Here is an 833-nt window from a genome sequence, read left to right as displayed (position 1 = left end):
CTATATCATGCACTCTTAAAATTTTCAGTACTGGTCTGAATTCACAGGCCCATTATATATAAAGTTGGGCTTGAAGATGGGTTACCAGTAGAAGTGTATAAGTATATAAAATATAGTTTTTTTATGATAGTGTTGATAGATGATATCTGGGAAAATTTTAAATTCTGATTGCAGTTTGACTTTTTTATTCATCATCACTTGGTTAATTTAATAGTTGGTGCATATTATAAACCACCAACACGGTTTAGAATATATTGGTCATTATTTTTGATTAAATTATAGAATTCGGATTTGCTATTTACCCATAGGCCTTCATTTTTTCCATTACCTGCAATCCAAGCCGGAGCTATGGTTTTTACTGAATATGATACATCATAATAGTGATTGTCTGTCTTACTGGTATCGTTTATTGGGCCATTAATTCGATTAATTTTATAATCAAAAATTTGATTTTTAGTGAATAATCTCTCGGATTTATAATAGTCAAATTCTTGGATTAGTATTTTGTTAACAATTTCTTTTTCTGATAATCCCTCTACGTCTGATATTGCTATGTGATTATATTGAACCTTTTCGGATGGTATGGATTCATACGAATAGAATAATAAATATACAACTCCTATTAGTATAATCACTATAGTTTTTGTTTCTATTTTCTTAGCCTTAATGCATTTATAGATGGTAATAATTATCACAAGAAAAGTGACGATATATAATAAAAACAAAGAATCACTTATAAATATAATCATTTTTAATATCACCTATTTTCGAAGCACGGGTGTGTCAAGAGTTTTGTGTAAATCGATTCAATAAGCAACATCGTATTGCTGCAT

1 protein-coding gene is annotated in these 833 nt (G+C 28.8%); it reads right to left on the bottom strand.

Annotated features, from left to right (window positions below):
- Window positions 1–224 precede the first annotated feature (224 nt).
- Entirely contained in the window at window positions 225–749 is a 525-nt protein-coding gene (locus PGX44_RS13930) for a hypothetical protein (RefSeq protein ID WP_302132362.1), read from the bottom strand.
- Window positions 750–833: the final 84 nt, after the last annotated feature.

The organism is Caecibacter sp. AF58-12pH5A, assembly GCF_027681725.1.
GTDB classification, from domain to species: domain Bacteria; phylum Bacillota; class Negativicutes; order Veillonellales; family Megasphaeraceae; genus Megasphaera; species Megasphaera hominis.
This window is presented reverse-complemented; position numbering and strand designations above follow the sequence as displayed.